The following is a 19,314-nucleotide window of genomic DNA, read 5'->3' on the forward strand; positions in this document are numbered from 1 at the left end:
CAGCGTATGATCAGTTCCCCAGGTGTGCCGCCGCGGCCGAACGTCCGTCCTCGTAGCCACCATTCGCAGAATCCTTCGCCGAATCGTACGCGCCATTGTTCAGAATTCCTTCCCGCTTCCCCCACGCGTTGAAGAGGTCGTTCGTGCCGTCCTTGCCGGCCGTAAAGTTGCTGCTTGAATCCTTCTTTCCCTGCTCCTCCGCCGCGTCAGTGACGTCCTGGACCCAGTCGAACTTGGCGGTGTCAACGATGGCGCCGGCGGCCGATCCTGCGAATGGGATCTCACCGACCACACTGTTGACGCCGTTCGCTGAGTACTCCGCCGTCGACTCGGCCCACTTGACCTTGTCGTCCTCCTTATCGATGTAGACGTCGGCTCCGATGCCGTTGAGGGCACCCAACGCCATGCCCACTTTGCGAGACCGGTGGTCCCAGTCGGCACTCTGGCCGTGCGTTGCATCGCCCGTGAACGGCGGGGCCTCAGCAAGCTGCTGAGCGGAGTACGCGCGCTCCGACTCATAGAGCAGGGCGAAGGCCTCGCTGTCGTCGGCGACACCGCGCATGACACGGATGAGGCTCGCTTGGCCCACGGCAATGTGCGCGTTGTCGCCCGATCCGATACTGGAGGCCTTGCCCTCGCTCCCGCCGTATCCGGCGTCCTCACCGGTGAGCATCACATGGGTGTCTGCGACATAGTCCGCGAGCGCCCGCGCCATCGGTTTCTGGATGTTCTTGAGGTCTTCGGGGAACTCGTCGCCGCCCTTGTCCGAGTCGAGGTACTGGATGGCGTGGTGCATCACCCGCGCCTGGCCCTCGGTGTGCGGGCCGATCGGGCCGGGCTTCTCGCCCGGCTCGTGGCCGGTCGCCGCCGCCTCGATGGCATTGCCCAGCCCCGTGGCCTTGTAGGAGTTCTCCATTCCCATGACGAGACCGGGCCCGGAGGTCCAGGAATCGTTCCATTCCCGCTTCGTGAGCAGGTACTCCAGGTGGTTGTTCTCGTTCCCGGGCGCCTTGGGGTCGAGGAAGTACTGCGCGTCGGCGGGGTCCTTGCTCATGATGTCGAGCAGGCCGTCCAGCGGGTCGGCGACGATGTTCGGGCGCTGTCCGTCGTAGTAGTGAGTCCAGTTGTTGGGTGTCTCCTGCTCGGCCTTGATGATTCCGCCGCCGATGTCGTTGAGGAACTCCTTGCCGTAGCCGTCCGGGTTTCCCTGACCCATCAGCGTGACGAGGAGCTGGTAGCCTTGCGTCGGCCTGAGATTGCCCGTGAGGTTGTCGTCGCCCAGGGCCTTCAGCTCGTTCACGAACGGCCGGTAGGCGTAACTGCTCGGGTCCTTCGTCCCCGACGCCACCGTGTCCGCGAGGGCCGAGTTGATCGAGTTGTAGAGCTTCTTGTCCTCGGCCGAGATGCCCCGCTCGTTCGCCGCCAGGTTCATCTGGTCGGCGATCTTCAGTGTGTCCTTCGCCCCGAGGCCGTTCAGATACGCCTCGCTGAAGTGCTTGTCCTTGGAGTTCTCCTTCAGCAGGTCGCGGTACTGCTCCAGTTCCTTCTTCGACGCTTCGCCGGAGCTGACCTTCTCCGCGAGGGCCAAGGCCTCGACGGCTTCGACATCGTTCACGGGCTTCGTGTTGAAGCCCAGGGGGGCCGTACCGTCTGCCCCGGACGCGTTCAGCAGAGCGACCTTGACGTCGTGGTCGAAATCCGTGATCGCCTTGACGGCGTCACTGATCTTCCGCGTATACGAGTTCTCCACTTCCCGCAGGTCCGGGTCATGGCGGATGGCTTTAGCTTCGCTGGCATCCACCTTGGAGAAGTCGAAGCTCGCGATGCCATATTCGGAGACCTTCATTCCCGCGGTGATGGCCTCGTCGACCGCGGACTTCACCCTGCCCTTGAGCTCGGTGAACTGATTGTGGGCATCACGCAGCAGAGACTCCATCGCCAGCGCTTCCTTCTGCGCCGCGTCGAGTTCGTTGCGAGTGATGGCGAAGTTCGTCGCGCCGACCTGTTGGCTCTGGCCCGTCCACAACGGCCCCCCCCGAAGCGACGCTCTGGACTTCTTTCTCGTACAGGTCCTCGACCTTCTTGAACTTCTCCGCCATGCTCTTCCAGCCGTCGGCGGCGGTGTTCAGCTTGCCGAGGGAGGTCTGCATTAACTCTTGGTACGTCGGCATCGGCTTTCCCCTTAGAGTCCCGAGACCTTGGACTGCGCCTGCCCGAAGCTCGCCCTCGTCTCAAGATCGTTGCCCGTGAACAGTGTCGACGTTCCCCGCAAGGCGGTCTTCTCCGAGTGCAGCCGGGCCATCAGACGCTTCACCTGGCTGTCCCAGTGCTCATGGGCCTTCTTGAGCCCTGCCGCCGTGTCCCACCCCTTGAACTCGGTGACGGCCGAGCTGGTGGGCTCGTCCGCCGCGTCCGCCGCCGATTTCACGTCCGGTTCGATGTGGGTCTCGATGGTGTTGGCGGCCTTCTTCTTCCTGGCGGGTGATGTCGCCAGGTCCGTGTTGCCGCCGCCGCTGCCTCCGGGATCGACGGGGAGCTGGTTGAGCCGCGTGCTTGTCGACTGACGCTCGTTCGTACTGGTCTTGTGCTGAGCCCATTCGTCATTGAACGACATTGATTCCCCCTGCTGGATTACGGCGAGGTTCGCGGCACCGAAGCACCGCGGTGACTGACGGCATTCACAGCACTTGTCACAGCTGCGGCATCAGGCCCGTCTGCACCAGCGAAGCCCCGCCCCGCCGCGACACGAAGTACCCCCGCCCCTGCGGCATCGGATGCGGGCGTACGTTGCCGACGAGGTCGCCCTCCTGGGGATCGCCGGACAGGACCACGCCCTGCGCGCCCAGTTCCTTGATGCGCTGCATGAACGCCTCGTACATGGAGCGCGACGCTCCCGCGGAGTTGCGGGCGATGATGAACCGGACGCCGGTGTCCCGGGCGAAGGGAAGGTACTCCGCCAGCGGGGCGAGCGGGTTGCCGCTGCTCGTCGAGACCAGGTCGTAGTCGTCGATGATGATGAACACCTGCGGCCCCGACCACCAGCTGCGGTCGCGCAGCTGCTGGGGCGTGACGTTCTCGGGCGGCTGCCGGCGCGCGAACACACCGCCCAGCGCCTCCATATGGGTCTGCAGGGAATTCGGCATCGGCGCGTACTCGAGCAGATGCTCCTCGGGCAGGGAGCCGAGCAGGGACCGCCGGTAGTCTCCGACGACCAGCTTCGCCTCGTCCGGCGAGTAGCGCTCCGAGATCTGCTTGGCGATCAGACGCAGCAGGTTCGTCTTGCCCGACTCGCTCTCGCCGAAGACCAGGAGGAACGGGTCGGACTCGAAGTCGACGTACACGGGCTCGAGGCTGGTCTCTTCGATGCCGATCGCGATGCCGTGCTGCGGGAACTCGAAGCCCTTGGGCAGCTGGTCGGACCGCAGCTTGTGGGGCAGGAGGCGCACGGCCGGCGCCGAGGAGCCCGTCCAGCTGCTCCGTACCGCGTCGACGAAGGCAGCCGTGCCCTCCGCCAGGTCCGATGCGCTGCTCGAACCGTCGATCCTCGGCAGAGCGCCCATGAAGTGCAGCTTCTCCGGTACCTGACCCCGTCCCGGCACACCCGTCGGCACATTGGCCGCGACCTTGCGGTCGAACTCGGAGTCCATGACGTCACCGAGGCGGAGCTCGAGCCGCCCCAGCATCTGGTCCTTCAGCGCCGCGCGCACCTCCATGTACCGCGCGGCGGTGATGACGACGTGGATGCCGTAGCCGAGGCCACGGGCCGCGAGGTCCGCGACGACCGGATCGAGCATCTCGTACTCGTTCTTGAAGCCGCCCCAGCCGTCGATGATCAGGAACACATCGCCCCAGGGCTCGCCGGAGAGGTCGCCCGCGGCCCGCCTGCGCCGGTACGTGGCCATGGAGTCGATGCCGTTCGCCCGGAAGAACTCCTCGCGCCGCTTCAGTACGCCCGCGACCTCCGAGATGGTGCGCCGCACCCGCTCCGGGTCCAGCCGTGACGCGACCCCGCCGACATGCGGCAGGTCGGCCAGTGACGCGAGCCCGCCACCACCGAAGTCGAGTGCGTAGAACTGCACTTCGAGCGGAGTGTGGGTGACCGCGAACGACGAGATCAGCGTCCGCATCAGCGTCGACTTGCCGGACTGCGGCCCGCCCACCACCATCATGTGGCCCGCCGCGCCCGAGAAGTCCCGGTACAGCACCTCACGGCGCTGCTCGAACGGCTTGTCGATCAGGCCGAGGGGGATCACCAGACCACCGGGGCGCGCGTACTCGGTCGCCGTCAGCCCGCGGTCCGCGGTCCGCGCGAGCCCCGGCAGCAGCTGGTCCAGCGGCGGTGCCTGGTCGAGCGGCGGCAGCCACACCTGGTGGGCGGGCACGCCCTGACCCTCCAGGCGGCGCACGATGACGTCGAGCACGGTGTCCGCGAGCGCGTCGTCCTCGCCGTCGCCGGACGCGGTGAGGTGCGCCGGGTCGGGCGCCGCGTACACGACCGGGACCGGAGCCGCGGTGAAGACCGCGGGACGCCGCTCGATCGGCAGCGGCCCGGTGGAGATGTGTTCGCCGCCGATGCGGTACGTGCCCGAGACGTAGGCCGCCTTGAAGCGGGTCATCTCGTCCGTGCCGAACTTCAGATAGCCGGAACCCGGCACCGAAGGAAGGTGATAGGCGTCGGGCACGCCGATCGCGGTGCGCGACTCGGCCGCCGAGAAGGTGCGCAGACCGATCCGGTAGGACAGATAGGTGTCAAGGCCGCGCAGCTTGCCCTCCTCGAGGCGCTGCGAGGCGAGCAGCAGATGCACACCCAGCGACCGGCCGATACGGCCGATCTGGATGAACATGTCGATGAAGTCCGGCTTCGCGGTGAGCAGTTCGGAGAACTCGTCGATGACCAGGACCAGCGAGGCGAGCGGCTCCAGGGGGGCACCCGCCGCACGGGCCTTCTCGTAGTCGTGGATGTTGGCGTAGTTGCCCGCCGAGCGCAGCAGCTCCTGACGGCGCTGCAGTTCACCCCGGATCGCGTCTCCCATGCGGTCGACGAGGGTGAGATCGTCCGCCAGGTTGGTGATCACCGCAGCCACATGGGGCATCTGTGACATGCCCGCGAAGGTCGCACCGCCCTTGAAGTCGGCGAGTACAAAGTTCAGCGTCTCGGACGAGTGCGTCACCGCAAGGCCGAGTACCAGCGTCCGCAGCAGCTCCGACTTGCCGGAACCGGTGGCGCCGACACACAGCCCGTGCGGGCCCATGCCCTCCTGCGCAGCCTCCTTCAGGTCCAGCATGACGGGCTGGCCGTCCTCGCCGACCCCGATCGGCACGCGCAGCCGCTCCGCCGTCGAACGGGGCCGCCAGGTGCGTGCCACGTCCACCGATGCCGCGTCGCCCAGGTTCAGCAGATCAGTGAAGTCCAGGTTCGCCAGCAGCGGTTCGTCATCGTCGCCCCCGCCCATGCGCAGCGGCGCGAGCTGCCGCGCCAGCGCCTCGGCGGCCGGCAGCGACATCACGTCGGGGACCCCCTCGTAGGCGAATCCGGCGCCCGACTCCAGCCTCAGCCGACCGGGCCGTACGACGACCGACAACCCGCCCCTCGGCTCGTCCAGTTCACCGGAGACCACTTCGACGACGGTCACACCCTGCAGCCCCTCGGCCGCCGCGAACAGGGAGTCCGGCGGCACCATCCCACCGTCCAGCACCACCACGATGTGCGGCTGGTCCAGCACCGGCTGGCTGTCCCTGCCGAACCGCGGCCGGCCGTCCAGCCTGCTGCGCAGCAACTGCTCCAGCTCGGCCAGGTCGTCGCCGAACAGACGCTTCGTCCCGGCCCCGTCGATCTGTCCCGGCACCTGGGTGTGCGGGAGCCACTTCGTCCAGTCCCAGCGCGCCACCGCACCGGGCCCCGCCACCACCGCGACCATCAGGTCGTCGGGCGACTGCAGCGTCACCAGCTGCGCGACCAGCGCACGGGCCGTGGACTGGGCGGACTCCGGATCGCCGGACACCGTCATGTGGTAGAACGCCCGCATCGACACGGCCATCGGCAGACCGTCCAACGAGCCGTGCACCGCCAGGAACTGCTGCATCGCACCCGCGCACAGCGGCTCCAGCTCGTCCACCGGCGCCGTGTCCGGCGCGATCAGCGGCGTCGACAGCTGCTGGGCACCGAGGCCGACGCGCACCTGCCCGAAGTCCTTGTCGCCGACCCGCCGTTCCCACACCCGCGAGCCCTCGGCCACCACCGACCACAGCTGCTCGGGAGAGGGATGGAGATAGAACTGCGCGTCGCGCTGAGCCCGACCGGTCCTGCGGACCGCACGCCGTGTCTGTGCAAGGTATTTGAGGTAGTCGCGCCGCACATCGGCCATTTGCCCCTGCGTACCCTTGCGGAATCTGACGAGCTGGGCGATCGCCATCCCTGCCGTCGAGACCAGCATCAGAACACCCATGATCCGCATGAACGGATGGGCGTTCGGCATGAAGAAGAAGACCACCGACGAACCCATGCCGAGCATCGGCAGAAGCTGCATCAGCATGGACTCCTGCTGACCACGCGGCAGCTCCGGTGGAGCCTCCAGCGTCAGCTCATCCGTGGGCACTTCCGGCGGAAGCGAGCGCGGCGGGCGTTTGACGACGATCTGGCTCACCGGAACATCAATCCCTCGATACGGACGGAAGTCGGAGGTCCGGCGATGCCTGGATTCCGCACCGGCGCCCCCGTCGCTGCCAATGCTGCGCAGACTCGCTCCGCGCGACGGTGATCCTACTTGCAGTCAGTGACACTGCCTCCCGGTAGGGTGGCCCGGCACCGTGCGCAACCGCGAATCAGCTTGTGCGCCATCGCCATTCAGGGGGTCCAGACACGTGAGTACGACCGCAGCGACCGGCTTCTGCCGCGTCACTGTCGTGGCGCCCGACAGCCGGATCGACGTCGCCCTCCCCGAGGACATCGCCGTCGCCGACGTCTACCCGGAGATCCTTCGGCTCACCGGTCAGACGCAGGCCGTCGGCACACCCACGGGGTACCACCTGGTCCGCCGCGACGGCACCGTGCTCGACGGCGCCCGCTCGCTCGCCGCCCAGCAGGTGCTCGACGGCGAGGTGCTCAGCCTGCGTCCGTTCGCCCAGTCGCTGCCGCCCGCGGTCTTCGACGATGTGTCAGACGCCGTCGCCGCGGCCGTCACGCGTGACCGCCACCTGTGGAGCGACGAACTGCTGCGCGGGGCCGGACTCGCCGGCGGGGTGCTGCTGCTGGTCCTCATGGGCTTCGTGCTCTGGTTCGCCGATCCGGTACGCCACGACATGCACAGCCTCCCCGGCGTCATCGCGGGCGCGGCAGGCCTGCTGCTGACCGCTTTCGCCGGCGTGCGGGCCCGGGTGTACGCCGACCGGGCCACCGCCGTCGCACTCGGGCTCGGCGCACTCCCGCTGCTGCTCATCGCGGGCTCCGGGATCATCGCTCCGGCGGAGGGCCACGGCCCCGGGCGGCTGCAGTTCCTGCTCGGGTGTGTGACCGTCCTCGTCGCCTCGGTCGCCCTGGTCGCCCTCACCCCGAGTGGTGACGCCCCGTTCGTCGCCGCCACCTTCCTGGCCGTGGTCGGCACCCTCGCCACGTTCGCCGCGGTCCTCACCGAGGCGTCGCCCACCGCGACCGCCGCCGTCTGTGCCCCGGTCGCCATCGGCCTTGTCGCCTTCCTGCCCGGGCTGTCGGCCCGCTTCGCCCGCCTGCCCATCGGTTACTCGTCGCCGCGCAGCGCCGCGGACGACGAATTCCACGCCGCACCGCACGAGCTCCCCGAGGCCCAGCCCGTCGACGCGGACCGCATCGCCGCCCAGGCCCGCCGGGGGCACGAGATGCTGCTCGGACTGGTCGGAGGCTGTGCGGCCGTCGTGATCGGCTCCGCGGCCGTCCTCGGCTTCGCCGGCAACGTGTGGGGCCACTTCCTTGCCCTGGCCGCCGGTCTGGCGATGCTGCTGCGCGCGCGTCTCTTCCGCTACACCTCACAGGTCGCCTGCGCCCTGGTGGCGGGCATCGCCGCGATCGCCCTGCTCGTCCTCGGGCTCTCCCTGAATCCGCCCGTCGATCTGGTCAAGGAACTGCTGATCTTCGGGGACCGAGGCGGTCTGGACCTCCGTACGATGTGGCTCGCCGCTGCCGTCGCCGGCGGAGCGGCCCTGATCACCGCGATCGGTCTGATCATTCCGAAGAAGGGTCTCTCGCCGTTCTGGGGCCGGCTGCTGGACCTCACCGAGGGCCTGGTGCTGCTCGCCCTGATCCCGCTGTGTCTGGCCGTCCTCGACGTCTTCGACGCCGCCAGGTCCCTGACCAGCTGACCGACCCGTCGCACCGGGCCCCGCGGACGTTTCGTCGGCGTCCGGGGCCCGGTCGGATCAGGACACCGAGGCTGGTACGCTGTGTGACGGCCGTATGTGTACGCGCCCCCAGCCTCGGCTTCGCACAGCTGGGAGCAGCGCCCATCGCGCCTTCGCCTTCGAGTCACGGAAGCTCCCCTGAGACCAAGACCAGGGGCACTCGCAGGCGCACGAATTCGAAAGAGGAGTACCGCGTGTCTCTCGACGCCGCTACGAAGAAGCAGATCATGTCCGAGTTCGGCACCAAGGAGGGCGACACCGGCTCCCCGGAGGTCCAGGTCGCGATGCTGTCGCGCCGCATCTCCGACCTGACCGAGCACCTCAAGACCCACAAGCACGACCACCACTCGCGCCGTGGTCTGCTGATCCTGGTCGGCCAGCGCCGCCGTCTGCTGCAGTACCTGGCCAAGAAGGACATCCAGCGCTTCCGTACGCTGGTCGACCGCCTCGGCATCCGCCGTGGTGCGGCGGGCGCGAAGTAAGACGCCGTGAAGGGAGCGGTTCCCAGACCTAGGGAGCCGCTCCTTTTGCTGTACATGCGGTCCTGCGGCGAACCTCAGTAACCTGGTGGTAACGCAGTACCGGAAAATACGGCAGAGCCGTACAGAAAACGCAATACCGAACGAGGAGGAGCGCCCCTCCGCCGCCGGTCCTCGGTAGTGGCCCCCGGAACCCATATCCCGGGTGCTTCGATCGAAGACCGGCCCGCACACAAGGCGCGCTTCTCCGCCATCGTCCCCGGGCCACACGGGCCGGGGGACGCAGACGAGGAGATATCGCTGGTGGAGAACGAGACCCACTACGCCGAAGCCGTGATCGACAACGGTTCCTTCGGCACCCGTACCATCCGCTTCGAGACGGGCCGCCTGGCCAAGCAGGCCGCCGGTTCCGCCGTGGCGTACCTGGACGACGACACCATGGTGCTGTCGGCCACCACCGCGTCCAAGAACCCCAAGGACCAGCTGGACTTCTTCCCCCTGACGGTCGACGTCGAGGAGCGGATGTACGCCGCGGGCAAGATCCCCGGCTCCTTCTTCCGCCGTGAAGGCCGCCCGTCCGAGGACGCGGTCCTGACCTGCCGCCTGATCGACCGGCCGCTGCGCCCCTCCTTCAAGAAGGGCCTGCGCAACGAGATCCAGATCGTCGAGACGATCATGGCGCTCAACCCCGACCACCTGTACGACGTGGTCGCGATCAACGCCGCCTCCTGCTCCACGCAGCTGGCCGGCCTGCCCTTCTCCGGTCCGATCGGCGGCACGCGTGTCGCGCTGATCAAGGGCCAGTGGGTGGCGTTCCCGACCCACACCGAGCTCGAGGACGCCGTCTTCGACATGGTGGTCGCGGGCCGCGTCCTGGAGGACGGCGACGTCGCGATCATGATGGTCGAGGCCGAGGCCACCGAGAAGACCATCGAGCTGGTCAAGGGTGGTGCCGAGGCTCCGACCGAGGAGGTCGTCGCCGCCGGTCTCGAGGCCGCGAAGCCCTTCATCAAGGTCCTGTGCAAGGCGCAGGCGGACCTCGCCGCGAAGGCTGCCAAGCCGACCGGTGAGTTCCCCGTCTTCCTCGAGTACCAGGACGACGTCCTGGAGGCGCTCACCGCCGCGGTCAAGAGCGAGCTCTCCCAGGCGCTCACCATCCCCGGCAAGCAGGAGCGCGAGGCCGAGCTCGACCGCGTCAAGGCGCTCGCCGCCGAGAAGCTCCTTCCGGAGTTCGAGGGCCGCGAGAAGGAGATCTCCGCCGCGTACCGCTCGCTGACCAAGTCCCTGGTCCGTGCGCGCGTGATCAAGGAGAAGACGCGCATCGACGGCCGTGGCGTCACGGACATCCGTACGCTCGCCGCCGAGGTCGAGGCCATCCCGCGGGTGCACGGTTCCGCCCTGTTCGAGCGTGGCGAGACCCAGATCCTGGGCGTCACCACCCTCAACATGCTCCGTATGGAGCAGCAGCTGGACACCCTTTCCCCGGTGACCCGCAAGCGCTACATGCACAACTACAACTTCCCGCCGTACTCCGTCGGTGAGACCGGCCGTGTCGGCTCGCCGAAGCGCCGCGAGATCGGCCACGGCGCCCTGGCCGAGCGCGCCATCGTGCCGGTGCTGCCGACCCGCGAGGAGTTCCCGTACGCGATCCGTCAGGTGTCCGAGGCTCTCGGCTCCAACGGTTCGACGTCCATGGGATCGGTTTGCGCCTCCACCATGTCGCTGCTGAACGCCGGTGTGCCGCTGAAGGCCCCCGTCGCCGGTATCGCCATGGGCCTGATCTCCCAGGAGATCGACGGCCAGACGCACTACGTCGCCCTCACCGACATCCTCGGTGCGGAGGACGCCTTCGGCGACATGGACTTCAAGGTCGCCGGTACGAAGGAGTTCGTCACCGCCCTCCAGCTCGACACCAAGCTGGACGGCATCCCGGCCTCCGTCCTGGCCGCGGCCCTCAAGCAGGCCCGCGACGCCCGCCTCCACATCCTCGACGTGATGATGGAAGCGATCGACACCCCGGACGAGATGTCCCCGAACGCCCCGCGGATCATCACCGTCAAGATCCCCGTGGACAAGATCGGTGAGGTCATCGGCCCCAAGGGCAAGATGATCAACCAGATCCAGGAGGACACCGGCGCCGAGATCACGATCGAGGACGACGGCACCATCTACATCGGTGCCTCCGAGGGCCCGGCCGCCGAGGCCGCCCGTGCCACGATCAACTCGATCGCCAACCCGACCATGCCGGAGGTCGGCGAGCGTTACCTGGGTACGGTCGTCAAGACCACCACCTTCGGTGCCTTCGTCTCCCTGATGCCCGGCAAGGACGGTCTGCTGCACATCTCGCAGATCCGCAAGCTCGCCGGCGGCAAGCGCGTGGAGAACGTCGAGGACGTGGTCGGCGTGGGCCAGAAGGTCCAGGTCGAGATCGCCGAGATCGACCAGCGCGGCAAGCTCTCCCTCATCCCCGTGATCGAGGGCGAGGGCGAGGGCGAGAACGACGCCGATGGCGAGAAGGACGACGCTGCCAAGTGACGTCCCGTAGTTCCAGGACGACGGCCCGCACCTCCTCGGAGGCGCGGGCCGTCGCCCGTACCCAAACGCTCCTCAAGGGCGAGCACGGCATCGGCACGGTCCGCCGCACGGTCCTGCCCGGCGGGCTGCGCATCGTCACCGAGACCCTCCCCTCCGTGCGCTCGGCCACCTTCGGTATCTGGGCACACGTCGGATCACGCGACGAGACCCCTTCGCTCAACGGCGCCACGCACTATCTGGAGCACCTGCTCTTCAAGGGCACCGAGCGCCGCTCCGCCCTGGACATCTCCGCCGCCATCGACGCGGTCGGCGGCGAGATGAACGCGTTCACGGCGAAGGAATACACCTGCTACTACGCGCGGGTGCTCGACACCGACCTGCCACTGGCGATCGACGTCGTCTGCGACATGCTCACCGGCTCCCTGATCCTCGACGAGGACGTCGACGCCGAGCGCGGTGTCATCCTCGAGGAAATCGCGATGACCGAGGACGACCCGGGTGACGTCGTCCACGACCTCTTCGCGCAGACCATGTTCGGTGACACCCCGCTGGGCCGTCCGGTCCTCGGCACGGTCGACACGATCAACGCCCTCGGCCGCTCGCAGATCACCCGCTTCTACAAGAAGCACTACGACCCCACGCACCTGGTCGTCGCCGCCGCGGGCAACATCGACCACGGCACGGTCGTCCGCCAGGTCCGCAGGGCTTTCGAGCGGGCCGGAGCGCTGACCCGGACGGATGCCCGGCCGATCGCCCCGCGCGACGGCCGCCGGACGATCAAGGCCGCCGGCAGGCTCGACGTCCTCGGCCGCAAGACCGAGCAGGCCCATGTGGTCCTCGGCATGCCAGGACTGGCCCGCACCGACGAGCGCCGGTGGGCCCTCGGAGTACTGAACACGGCACTCGGCGGCGGTATGTCGTCGCGCCTCTTCCAGGAGGTGCGCGAGAAGCGGGGCCTCGCCTACAGCGTGTACTCGTACACGTCGGGCTTCGCCGACTGCGGACTGTTCGGCGTGTACGCGGGCTGCAGGCCCAGCCAGGTCCACGACGTACTGAAGATCTGCCGTGGCGAGCTGGACCGCGTGGCCTCCGAAGGTCTGTCCGACGACGAGATCGGCCGTGCCATCGGCCAGCTCTCCGGTTCCACGGTCCTCGGACTCGAGGACACCGGTGCGCTGATGAACCGCATCGGCAAGAGCGAGCTGTGCTGGGGTGCCCAGATGTCGGTCGACGACATGCTGGCCAACATAGCCGCGGTGACCCCCGACGACGTCAGGGCGGTCGCCCGCGACGTCCTCGGACAGCGCCCCTCGCTCGCGGTGATCGGTCCGCTGAAGGACAAGCAGGCGGACCGGCTGCACGAGTCCGTCTCATAGAGCCCGCAGAGCCCGTAGTTTCCGATTCGTAGAGAGAGCACAAGCAATGAGCAAGCTGCGTGTGGCCGTCCTCGGAGCCCGGGGCCGTATCGGATCCGAGGCGGTCCGGGCGGTCGAAGCCGCCGACGACATGGAACTGGTCGCCGCGCTCGGCCGGGGCGACAAGCTGGAGACCCTCGCCGAGAAGGGCGCGCAGGCCGTGGTCGAACTGACCACGCCCGCCTCGGTGATGGGCAACCTCGACTTCTGCGTACGCCACGGCATGCACGCGGTGGTCGGTACCACCGGCTGGACCGACGAGCGGCTCGCGCATCTGCGTACCTCGCTGGACGCTTCCCCGGACACCGGTGTGCTCATCGCGCCCAACTTCTCCATCGGCGCCGTGCTCACCATGAAGTTCGCCGCCCAGGCCGCTCGCTACTTCGAGTCGGTCGAGGTCGTCGAGCTGCACCACCCGAACAAGGCGGATGCACCCTCCGGTACGGCGACGCGCACCGCCCAGCTGATCGCCGCGGCCCGCGCCGAAGCCGGCTGCGCCCCTCAGCCCGATGCCACGGTCACGGCGCTGGAGGGTGCGCGGGGTGCGGACGTCGACGGGGTGCCCGTACACGCCGTACGGCTGCGGGGACTGCTCGCCCACCAGGAGGTCCTGCTGGGAGGTGAGGGCGAGACCCTCACGATCCGGCACGACTCGCTGCACCACAGCAGCTTCATGCCGGGCATCCTGCTCGGGGTGAGGGGCGTGGTGAGCACACCGGGGCTCACCTTCGGCCTTGAGCACTTCCTCGACCTGGACTGAGGATCGACCCCATGCGCGCGAAGATCACCTACCTCGTCACGGCTGCCGTCCTGGTCGTCTACTTCGTCCTGGTCGGCAGCCGGGGTGTACTGCTCGTCCGGCAGGGCACCGCGCTGACCGTCTCGTTCGGTGTGGCCGTGCTCATCCTGCCGGGGATCGGCCTGTGGTTCCTGTGGAAGAACACCCAGTTCGTCAAGAAGGCCAATGCCCTCGCGGACGAGTTGGACGCTGAGGGCGGACTGCCGGTCGACGAGCTGGTGCGGACCCCGGGTGGCCGTATCGACCGCGAATCGGCCGACGCCGTCTTCGCCAGGCGCCGGACGGAGGCCGAGGAGTCGCCCGGAGACTGGCGCTGCTGGTTCCGGCTGGCCGTGGCCTATCACGACGCGCGGGACACGCCACGTGCCCGCAAGGCCATGCAGCGTGCGATCGCGTTGCACGACGGCAAGCCCGTCCGGGTCTGAGCTCGCAGGGTGTGTGCCGGACTCTGCGGCACGGTGCGTGCCGGATCTGATCCGGCCGAGGAGTTCCTCGGGCCCTGACCCGGTCGTCCCGTGGTCAGGGCCTGCTCGGAGACCGGCCTGATCGTCCGGTCAGCCCCTCACTGCCCGCGGGCGGCGGGAGCGGCAGCAAGACCCTGGCCGTACTGGGCGCCCCAGGCCTCGATCGTGTCCGCGGCCCGGTCGAACGCCTCCATCCGGGACAGGAAGTCGGCATTGTGATCGGTGAGCAGCGGCAGCGGGTCCTTGCTGCCGCCGCGGATCAGCATCAGCGACTGCCCCTGAACCGTGCGCGGCAGTCCCAGCCAGCGCACCGGCTGCTGCGCCGTCCGCAGTCCCGTGACGTGCCCCCAGCCGACGGTGGACGTCGAGAAGAAGCTGACGCAGCGCAGACCATGCCTGCTCACCCAGGTGCCCATGCGCAGCAGCCGCAGCGCCGCGACGATCACCAGCACGGCGAATCCGAAGCACAGCCCCGCACCCGGCAGCGCGCCCGCGAACGCGATGATCACTGCTGCCATGAGCACGAACGACGCGAACAGCAGGAGAAGGGCAGCCGCCGCCACCCGCCAGGGGCCCGGACGGTAGGGTCGCCGCCACTCGTCATGGTCGTCGAGCGGCAGTGCGACATCGTCATCCGGCGCCGACGTGTCGAAGGCGCGGTCGGCCGTCAGAAAGGGCAGGGGCACGGCTGAACCTCACTCATTGCGCACAACGGGCTGTGACGGGTGAGGCTACCGATGCGGTCAACCCCGGACCACCCCAGGGGGTCCGAAAGAGTCAGCGACTCTGGCCCGAGCCGGACCGCTGAGCCTGCGACGGAGCCTTCTGCGGGGCCTCGAGCGCAGGCATCCCGAAGAGCAGCGATCCGGCCAGGCCGGCCACGACGGTCAGCCCGATCAGCGCACGGCCGAGGATCTGCCCCGTGCTCGGCCGGGTCCTGGGCGGGGGAGCGACATTGCTGCGAAATCGGTCGGCGTCGGCGACGAAGGCGAACGGTACGGCCTCGCGCCTGGTGGTACCGCCCAGCGAGGGCTGGGGGAGGGACATCTGAACGAGCCTCCTTGGCTGTGAAGGGTGTGGTTACCGGTACAGACGCACGGAACGACCACATGGTGCCCGATTCCGGTGAATTGGCCGAGAAAAATCGAGACGACCCGCCCCGGCCGTCGTTGTCAGTGCCGAGCCGTAGAGAATGGGCGCCGCACGAGCGACGCAACTGGAAGGACACCCACCGGTGACCGAGAGCCCCGCCGACATCAAACCCGGCTTCCGCAGCGATGTGACCGTCGAGCTGGTGAAGCACACCGCCGGCGACTCGGACGTGCTGTGGGCGGCCCGGGTCTCCACTGCGGGCGAGCAGTCCCTGGAAGAGCTCTCCAGGGACCCCGAGCGCTCGAAAGGCCTGATCAACTATCTGATGCGGGACCGCCACGGCAGCCCCTTCGAGCACAACTCGATGACCTTCTTCATCAGCGCACCGATCTTCGTCTTCCGGGAGTTCATGCGGCACCGGGTCGGCTGGTCGTACAACGAGGAGTCGGGGCGCTACCGGGAGCTGCAGCCCGTCTTCTACGTCCCGGACGAGTCGCGCAAGCTGGTCCAGGAGGGCCGCCCGGGCAAGTACGTCTTCGTCGAGGGCACGCAGGCGCAGCAGGAGCTGACGGGGCGCGTGATGGAGGACTCGTACCGACACGCGTACGAGGCGTACCAGGAGATGCTGGCGGCCGGGGTCGCCCGCGAGGTCGCCCGCTCGGTGCTGCCCGTGGGCCTCTACTCGTCGATGTACGCCACGTGCAACGCCCGTTCGCTGATGCACTTCCTCGGTCTGCGTACGCAGCACGAACTCGCCAAGGTGCCCTCCTTCCCACAGCGGGAGATCGAGATGGTCGGCGAGAAGATGGAGGAACACTGGGCCAGGCTCATGCCGCTCACCTATGCCGCGTTCAACGCGAACGGGCGCATCGCTCCTTAAGGGACAGATGTACGGTTCAGCCTTACTCGGTGTCCGTATTGCGGCGTTTCGAGAAGTTCATCTAGGCTGATCAAACGGACCCGGCACTGCCTGAACCCCCGAGCAGGCAGTGCCGGGCTCCACCGGTCACGGCATACGTCACGTCCCCCGAGGGAGCCCTACCCGCCAAGCAGCGAGTAGCGTGTTACCCATGGCTCCGATCTCCACTCCGCAGACCCCCTTCGGACGGGTCCTCACCGCTATGGTCACGCCGTTCGCGGCGGACGGCGCACTCGATCTCGACGGCGCGCAGCGGCTCGCCGCCCACCTGGTGGACGCAGGCAACGACGGCCTGATCGTGAACGGCACCACCGGCGAGTCCCCGACCACCAGCGATGCGGAGAAAGACCAGCTCGTGAGGGCGGTCCTCGAAGCGGTCGGCGACCGGGCCCATGTGGTCGCAGGAATCGGCACCAACGACACCCGCCACAGCATCGAGCTCGCCCGCGCTGCCGAGAGCGCCGGCGCGCACGGCCTGCTCGCAGTCACGCCGTACTACAACAAGCCCCCACAGGAGGGGCTGTACCGGCACTTCTCGACCATCGCCGACAGCACGGGTCTGCCCGTCATGCTGTACGACATCCCCGGCCGCAGCGGTGTGCCGATCGACACCGAAACGATCGTGCGACTCGCGCAGCACCCGCGGATCGTGGCCAACAAGGACGCCAAGGGCGACCTGGGCCGTGCCAGCTGGGCCATCGCCCAGAGCGGCCTCGCCTGGTACTCGGGCGACGACATGCTCAATCTCCCGCTCCTGTCCGTCGGCGCCGTCGGCTTCGTCTCGGTGGTCGGCCATGTGGTCACCCCCGAGCTGCGAGCCCTCGTCGACGCGTACACCGCGGGTGACGTGCAGAAGGCCACCGAGATCCACCAGAAGCTGCTCCCGGTGTTCACCGGCATGTTCCGGACCCAGGGCGTCATCACCACGAAGGCGGCGCTCGCGCTCCAGGGTCTGCCCGCCGGTCCGCTCCGCCTGCCGCTGATCGAGCTCAGCGAGACCGAGACCGCGCAGCTCAAGCTCGATCTCGCCGCAGGCGGGGTACAGCTGTAGCCACAGACTTCACAACTGAATATGAAACAACTGAACACACATCACATCGACGACAACAGCAAGTGCACGAATGTCACGCGCGCCACGTGCCCACGCGGTACGTGGCGCGCGTGGTGAGGAGAGTCTTTTGAGTCATCCGCATCCTGAACTCGGCGCTCCGCCGAAGCTCCCCCCGGGCGGCCTTCGCGTCACCCCGCTCGGCGGTCTCGGTGAGATCGGCCGAAACATGACGGTCTTCGAGTACGACGGCCGACTCCTGATCGTCGACTGCGGCGTCCTCTTCCCCGAGGAGGAGCAGCCCGGTGTCGATCTGATCCTGCCGGACTTCAACGCGATCAAGGACCGCCTCGACGACGTCGAGGGCATCGTGCTCACGCACGGACACGAGGACCACATCGGTGGCGTTCCTTTCCTGCTCCGGCTCAAGCCGGACATTCCGCTGATCGGCTCCAAGCTGACCCTCGCTCTCATCGAGGCCAAGCTCCAGGAACACCGCATCCGCCCGTACACCCTCGAGGTGGCCGAAGGGGACCGCGAGCGCGTCGGCCCCTTCGACTGCGAGTTCATCGCGGTCAACCACTCCATCCCGGACGCGCTGGCCGTCGCCATCCGCACCCCCGCGGGCATGGTCGTCCACACCGGCGACTTCAAGATGGACCAGCTCCCGCTGGACGGCCGCCTCACCGACCTGCACGCGTTCGCCCGGCTGAGCGAAGAGGGAATCGACCTCCTGCTGGTGGACTCCACCAATGCGGAGGTTCCCGGATTCGTCCCCGCCGAGCGCGACATCTCCAATGTGCTGCGTGGTGTCTTCGCAGGGGCGAGTAAGCGCATCATCGTGGCCAGCTTCGCCAGCCACGTCCACCGCATCCAGCAGATCCTGGACGCCGCACACGAGTACGGCCGCCGAGTCGCGTTCGTCGGCCGTTCGATGGTCCGCAACATGGGCATCGCCCGGGATCTGGGCTATCTGAAGGTCCCGGCGGGTCTCGTCGTGGACGTCAAGACGCTGGACGACCTGCCGGACGAGAAAGTCGTACTCGTCTGTACGGGCTCCCAGGGCGAGCCGATGGCCGCCCTCTCGCGGATGGCCAACCGCGACCACCAGATCCGCATCGTCCAGGGCGACACCGTGATCCTGGCGTCCTCGCTCATCCCGGGCAACGAGAACGCGGTCTACCGCGTGATCAACGGTCTGACGCGGTGGGGAGCGAACGTCGTCCACAAGGGCAACGCCCGCGTCCATGTCTCGGGCCACGCCTCGGCCGGCGAGCTGCTGTACTTCTACAACATCTGCAGGCCGAGGAACCTGATGCCGGTCCACGGTGAGTGGCGGCACCTCCGGGCCAACGCCGAGCTGGGAGCCATGACGGGCGTCCCGAAGGACCGCATCGTCATCGCGGAGGACGGTGTGGTCGTCGACCTGATCGACGGCAAGGCCAAGATCTCCGGCAAGGTCCAGGCGGGGTACGTCTACGTCGACGGCCTTTCGGTCGGCGATGTCACGGAGTCCTCGCTCAAGGACCGTCGCATCCTCGGCGACGAGGGCATCATCTCCGTCTTCGTCGTGGTCGACTCGACGACCGGAAAGATCGTCGGCGGCCCGAACATTCATGCGCGCGGCTCCGGTATCGAGGACAAGGTGTTCGACGCTGTCATCCCGAAGATCGAGGAAGCCCTCAACAAGTCCGCGGCGGACGGCGTCGCCGAGCCCCATCAGCTGCAGCAACTCATCCGGCGCACCATCGGCAAGTGGGTCTCCGACACCTACCGTCGGCGTCCGATGATCCTCCCTGTGGTCGTGGAGGTCTGACACTTCGTCGGACGACCCTGGAGCGGAGCGGCCCTCGATTTGCATCGACCGCTCCGCTCCAGTACGTTTACGGCTCCACCCAAGGGAAGCCTGCGGCGCACACGTGTGTGCGGGCCCAAGGCCTCCCGAAGAGGGTGGGAATTCCGACTCAGATCCTCTGATAAAGTCGGATCAGCCGAAAGGCAAAAGGCCCTCCAACGGCCACCGGAATTCAGAATCCGAACCGGGAACGGAACGGAAAAAGAATCTGGTAAGGTTGGAAACACCGAAGGGAAGCGCCCGGAGGAAAGCCCGAGAGGGTGAGTACGAAGGAAGCGTCCGTTCCTTGAGAACTCAACAGCGTGCCAAAAATCAACGCCAGATTAGTTGATACCCCG

Annotated in this window: 14 protein-coding genes and 1 pseudogene; 9 read left to right on the forward strand and 6 right to left on the reverse strand. The window is 67.9% G+C overall.

What is annotated here, in order from left to right:
• Positions 1-10 precede the first annotated feature (10 nt).
• The 4 genes from ACTWOL_RS27310 to eccCa all read right to left on the reverse strand — a co-directional run bounded on the left by ACTWOL_RS27310 (position 11) and on the right by eccCa (position 6,644).
• Positions 11-1,936, reverse strand: a complete 1,926-nt coding sequence (locus tag ACTWOL_RS27310; protein WP_474299443.1) for a hypothetical protein — start codon at positions 1,934-1,936, stop codon at positions 11-13.
• Complete coding sequence (locus ACTWOL_RS27315) at positions 1,917-2,150, reverse strand: hypothetical protein (protein ID WP_474299444.1); 234 nt, start codon at positions 2,148-2,150, stop codon at positions 1,917-1,919. The genes ACTWOL_RS27310 and ACTWOL_RS27315 overlap by 20 nt, the downstream gene beginning before the upstream one ends.
• Positions 2,151-2,182: 32 nt before the next feature.
• A complete protein-coding gene (locus ACTWOL_RS27320; RefSeq protein WP_474299445.1) occupies positions 2,183-2,614 on the reverse strand; it encodes a hypothetical protein in 432 nt (143 codons plus the stop codon).
• A 76-nt stretch (positions 2,615-2,690) separates the two neighbouring features.
• The gene (gene eccCa / locus ACTWOL_RS27325) at positions 2,691-6,644 is read right to left on the reverse strand and encodes a type VII secretion protein EccCa (protein ID WP_474299446.1); all 3,954 of its coding nucleotides are present in this window, start codon (positions 6,642-6,644) and stop codon (positions 2,691-2,693) included.
• 217 nt (positions 6,645-6,861) lie between these two features.
• Here eccCa and eccD point away from each other — a divergent pair, with 217 nt between their 5' ends.
• The 6 genes and pseudogenes from eccD to ACTWOL_RS27355 all read left to right on the forward strand — a co-directional run bounded on the left by eccD (position 6,862) and on the right by ACTWOL_RS27355 (position 14,023).
• Positions 6,862-8,331, forward strand: coding sequence for a type VII secretion integral membrane protein EccD (eccD, locus tag ACTWOL_RS27330; RefSeq protein WP_474299448.1), 1,470 nt, complete (start codon positions 6,862-6,864; stop codon positions 8,329-8,331).
• A gap of 233 nt (positions 8,332-8,564) precedes the next feature.
• Entirely contained in the window at positions 8,565-8,852 is a 288-nt protein-coding gene (gene rpsO / locus ACTWOL_RS27335; RefSeq protein ID WP_138052768.1) for a 30S ribosomal protein S15, read from the forward strand.
• Between the two features lie 291 nt (positions 8,853-9,143).
• Positions 9,144-11,372 (forward strand): annotated as a pseudogene (locus ACTWOL_RS27340) (polyribonucleotide nucleotidyltransferase); the annotation flags it as partial.
• An 8-nt stretch (positions 11,373-11,380) separates the two neighbouring features.
• On the forward strand, positions 11,381-12,760 hold the full coding sequence (locus ACTWOL_RS27345) for a M16 family metallopeptidase (RefSeq protein WP_474299449.1): 1,380 nt from the start codon (positions 11,381-11,383) through the stop codon (positions 12,758-12,760).
• Positions 12,761-12,806: 46 nt separating this feature from the next.
• The gene (dapB, locus tag ACTWOL_RS27350) at positions 12,807-13,559 is read left to right on the forward strand and encodes a 4-hydroxy-tetrahydrodipicolinate reductase (protein WP_474299450.1); all 753 of its coding nucleotides are present in this window, start codon (positions 12,807-12,809) and stop codon (positions 13,557-13,559) included.
• A gap of 11 nt (positions 13,560-13,570) precedes the next feature.
• On the forward strand, positions 13,571-14,023 hold the full coding sequence (locus ACTWOL_RS27355; RefSeq protein ID WP_474299451.1) for a hypothetical protein: 453 nt from the start codon (positions 13,571-13,573) through the stop codon (positions 14,021-14,023).
• 137 nt (positions 14,024-14,160) lie between these two features.
• Here ACTWOL_RS27355 and ACTWOL_RS27360 read toward each other — a convergent pair whose 3' ends face one another.
• Together ACTWOL_RS27360 and ACTWOL_RS27365 are read right to left on the reverse strand one after the other, a co-directional pair.
• Positions 14,161-14,748 (reverse strand): hypothetical protein, encoded by a 588-nt coding sequence (locus ACTWOL_RS27360; protein WP_474299452.1) that lies wholly within the window; start codon positions 14,746-14,748, stop codon positions 14,161-14,163.
• A 91-nt stretch (positions 14,749-14,839) separates the two neighbouring features.
• Complete coding sequence (locus ACTWOL_RS27365) at positions 14,840-15,109, reverse strand: hypothetical protein (protein ID WP_474299453.1); 270 nt, start codon at positions 15,107-15,109, stop codon at positions 14,840-14,842.
• A 187-nt stretch (positions 15,110-15,296) separates the two neighbouring features.
• Between ACTWOL_RS27365 and thyX the strand changes: the two genes are divergently transcribed.
• The 3 genes from thyX to ACTWOL_RS27380 all read left to right on the forward strand — a co-directional run bounded on the left by thyX (position 15,297) and on the right by ACTWOL_RS27380 (position 18,937).
• The gene (gene thyX, locus ACTWOL_RS27370) at positions 15,297-16,034 is read left to right on the forward strand and encodes an FAD-dependent thymidylate synthase (RefSeq protein ID WP_474299454.1); all 738 of its coding nucleotides are present in this window, start codon (positions 15,297-15,299) and stop codon (positions 16,032-16,034) included.
• Between the two features lie 190 nt (positions 16,035-16,224).
• Positions 16,225-17,124, forward strand: a complete 900-nt coding sequence (gene dapA, locus ACTWOL_RS27375; protein WP_474299455.1) for a 4-hydroxy-tetrahydrodipicolinate synthase — start codon at positions 16,225-16,227, stop codon at positions 17,122-17,124.
• 127 nt (positions 17,125-17,251) lie between these two features.
• The gene (locus ACTWOL_RS27380; protein ID WP_474299456.1) at positions 17,252-18,937 is read left to right on the forward strand and encodes a ribonuclease J; all 1,686 of its coding nucleotides are present in this window, start codon (positions 17,252-17,254) and stop codon (positions 18,935-18,937) included.
• The last annotated feature ends 377 nt before the right edge of the window (positions 18,938-19,314 follow it).

The organism is Micromonospora sp. IBHARD003 (assembly GCF_056106285.1).

Bases quoted from the DNA above. Each gene is read 5' to 3' on its own strand.
- ACTWOL_RS27320 (WP_474299445.1), bottom strand. From the start codon at position 2,614: ATGTCGTTCAATGACGAATGGGCTCAGCACAAGACCAGTACGAACGAG.
- dapA (WP_474299455.1), top strand. From the start codon at position 16,225: ATGGCTCCGATCTCCACTCCGCAGACCCCCTTCGGACGGGTCCTCACC.
- ACTWOL_RS27355 (WP_474299451.1), top strand. From the start codon at position 13,571: ATGCGCGCGAAGATCACCTACCTCGTCACGGCTGCCGTCCTGGTCGTC.
- ACTWOL_RS27310 (WP_474299443.1), bottom strand. From the start codon at position 1,936: ATGGAGTCTCTGCTGCGTGATGCCCACAATCAGTTCACCGAGCTCAAG.
- dapB (WP_474299450.1), top strand. From the start codon at position 12,807: ATGAGCAAGCTGCGTGTGGCCGTCCTCGGAGCCCGGGGCCGTATCGGA.
- ACTWOL_RS27365 (WP_474299453.1), bottom strand. From the start codon at position 15,109: ATGTCCCTCCCCCAGCCCTCGCTGGGCGGTACCACCAGGCGCGAGGCC.
- ACTWOL_RS27315 (WP_474299444.1), bottom strand. From the start codon at position 2,150: ATGCAGACCTCCCTCGGCAAGCTGAACACCGCCGCCGACGGCTGGAAG.